This window comes from Nonomuraea sp. NPDC050691, assembly GCF_040654455.1.
Classification (GTDB): Bacteria; Actinomycetota; Actinomycetes; order Streptosporangiales; family Streptosporangiaceae; genus Nonomuraea.
This window is the reverse complement of record NZ_JBFAIA010000341.1, coordinates 1-2,848: the sequence shown is the minus strand read 5'-3', so window position 1 is coordinate 2,848 and position 2,848 is coordinate 1. Positions and strand designations below refer to the sequence as shown.

The 2,848-nt window shown below is 73.2% G+C and carries 2 protein-coding genes and 1 pseudogene; all 3 read left to right on the top strand.

Annotation, left to right across the window (positions count from 1 at the left end; translation table 11 throughout):
* Positions 1 to 93: 93 nt before the first annotated feature.
* Positions 94 to 381: pseudogene (locus AB0H81_RS44475) on the top strand (PUA domain-containing protein); the annotation flags it as partial.
* Between the two features lie 106 nt (positions 382 to 487).
* On the top strand, positions 488 to 1,768 hold the full coding sequence (locus AB0H81_RS44470; RefSeq protein WP_358388480.1) for a glutamate-5-semialdehyde dehydrogenase: 1,281 nt from the start codon (positions 488 to 490) through the stop codon (positions 1,766 to 1,768).
* Positions 1,769 to 2,019: 251 nt separating this feature from the next.
* Positions 2,020 to 2,805, top strand: coding sequence for a serine/threonine-protein kinase (locus AB0H81_RS44465; RefSeq protein WP_358388477.1), 786 nt, complete (start codon positions 2,020 to 2,022; stop codon positions 2,803 to 2,805).
* The last annotated feature ends 43 nt before the right edge of the window (positions 2,806 to 2,848 follow it).

Below are 2,848 nucleotides of genomic sequence, written 5' to 3'. Positions count from 1 at the left end.
CAACGTCCGGTTCTTCGACTACCTGGAGGACGCCCGGCTCGGCATGCTGCACATCGACCCGTACCGGGCGGGTGACGCGCCGTTCAAGGGCCTCGGCTGCACCTCGACGACGGCGCGGTCGAGGCCATCGTGACGCGCCGCAAGTCGCTGCTGCCGGCCGGGGTCACCTCAGTGGAGGGGGAGTTCGCCGCGGGCGACCCCGTGGACCTGTGCGCGCCACGTGGCGCGGTGGTGGCGCGCGGGCTGGTCAACTTCGACGCGGGGGAGATCCCCGGCCTGCTCGGCCGGTCCACGCGGGAGCTGGCCAGCGAGCTGGGTCCGGAATATGAACGCGAGCTGATCCACCGCGACGACATCGTCATACTGGAGTCTCACGGCTGACCCGCCGTCGCCCGGCCGCGAACCGCGACGGGGGAAGCGGGTCCACGGGAGCGGCGCCGCCCCCTGAGCCGGCACGACAATCCGGCACGACAACGAGGAGCGTGTGATGTCCGAGGAGTTCCTGAAGGTCGCCCGCGCGGCACGAGAGGCCGCCGCCGAGCTGGCCCCGCTGCCGCGGGCGCCGAAGGACCGGGCGTTGCGCGCCGTCGCCGACGCCCTGGAGGCCCACGCCGCCGAGATCGTCGAGGCCAACGCCGAGGACGTCGAGCGGGCCCGCGAGCAGGGCACCTCGGAGGCGATGATCGACCGGCTGCGGCTCGACGAGGGCAGGATCCGGTCCGTGGCCGACGCGGTGCGGCAGGTCGCCGACCTGCCCGACCCGGTCGGCGAGGTCGTGCGCGGCTCCACCCTGCCCAACGGCCTGGAGCTGCGGCAGCTCCGGGTGCCGCTCGGCGTCATCGGCATCATCTACGAGGGCCGCCCCAACGTGACCGTCGACGCGGCGGCGCTCTGCCTCAAGAGCGGCAACGCGGTGCTGCTGCGCGGCTCGTCCAGCGCCTACTCCTCCAACACCGCTCTCGTGCGGGTCATGCAGGAGGCGCTGGCGGCGACCGAGGTGCCGGCCGGCGCCGTGCAGCTCGTGCCCGGCCTCACGCGCGACTCGGTCAAGGAGCTGATGCGGGCGCGCGGGCTGGTGGACGTGCTCATCCCGCGCGGCGGCGCCTCGCTGATCAACTCGGTGGTCGAGGAGTCCACGGTGCCGGTCATCGAGACCGGGGTGGGCAACTGCCACGTGTACGTGGACGCCGAGGCCGACCCGGAGCTGGCCCTGGAGATCCTGGTCAACTCCAAGGCGCAGCGTCCGTCGGTGTGCAACGCGGCCGAGACGTTCCTGGTCCACGCCGGCATCGCCGAGACGTTCGTGCCCATGGCGCTGCGGGCGCTCAAGGAGGCCGGCGTGACGGTCCACGGCGACGAGCGGATCGCCCGGTTCGGCGAGGTCGTGCCCGCCACCGACGACGACTTCCGCGCCGAGTACCTCTCGCTGGACATCGCCGCGGCCGTCGTCGACTCGCTGGAGGACGCGGTGTCCCACATCCGCGCGTACGGCTCGGGCCACACCGACGCGATCGTCACCCGCTCGCAGGGGGCGGCGCGCCGGTTCGTGTCGCTGGTCGACTCGGCGGCCGTGGCGGTCAACGCCTCCACCCGGTTCACCGACGGAGGCGAGTTCGGGTTCGGCGCGGAGATCGGCATCTCCACGCAGAAGCTGCACGCGCGCGGTCCGATGGGGCTTCCGGAGCTGACCTCCACCAAGTGGGTCTACACCGGCGAGGGGCAGCTGCGCACCTCCGAGGGCACGGTCATCGCCGGGTCGGGCCGCTGACCCGACACGGCAGGCGGCGGCGTGCCGGTGTTACCCTTCGCGGCCTACGCGGCTTCCGGTGACCGTGCGTCCGCGGCTCCCGGTGAGCGCGGGGTCGCGGTTGCCGGTGAGCGCGGCGTCGCGGTTCCCGGTGGGCGCGGGGGCGCGCGTGTCGTGCGCGGCAAGCGAAAGTCTCGGCGCGCCTCGGACATCCCCGGCCCTTCCGGCGCTAGGGTTGTGCCCCTTATGGGCGTGCCGGGCAGGGAGGGACGGTGAGCAAGCTCGGCAAGGTCGGGCCGTATACCTTGCTCGAGCGGCTCGGCCGGGGTGGCATGGGCGAGGTCTACCTCGCCGGCTCCCGGCGCGGCGAGCGAGTCGCACTGAAGGTGCTGCACGAGCTCGCGCAGGATGATTCGTCCAGGATTCGGCTGGAACGCGAAGTTCGTGCGCTCCGCCGGGTCGAGAGCCCGTACGTGGCCAAGGTGCTCGACGCCGACCTCGACTGCGCCCGGCCGTACCTCGTCATGGAGAACATCGAGGGCGTCACGCTCCTCGACCGCGTCCGACAGGACGGGCCGCTCGACATGGCGCACCTCGTGGACATGGCGCAGGGCATCGCCGCCGCCCTGGCGATCATCCACGCCGCCGGGGTGGTCCACCGCGACCTGAAGCCCGCCAACATCATCATGGGCGCCGAGGGCCCGGTCCTCATCGACTTCGGCATCGCGCAGGTGCACGACGCCACCCGGCTCACCATGACCGGCACGTTCCTCGGCACCCCCGGCTACACCGCGCCGGAGGTCTTCGCCGACGAGCCGGTCGAGTCGCCGGCCGACATCCACGCCTGGGCGGCGACGGTGGCGTTCGCGGCGACGGGACGCCCGGCCTTCGGGCGTGGCACGCCCGAGGCGCAGATGTACGCGGTGCTGAACGGCCAGGCCGACCTCAAGGGCGTGCCCGTGGCGCTGCTGCCGCTGGTGCGCGCGGCGCTCAACCGCGAGCCCGCCAAGCGGCCCACGGCCGCGCTGCTGGCCGACCGGCTGTCGCGGTGGTGGTAGTCCAGCTGCCCGGGCGTCCTGAACAGGAACAGCGCCCGGGCGC

What these genes read in the sequence shown, in the direction of transcription:
- AB0H81_RS44470 (WP_358388480.1), top strand. Translation starts at nt 488, where the DNA reads ATGTCCGAGGAGTTCCTGAAGGTCGCCCGCGCGGCACGAGAGGCCGCC.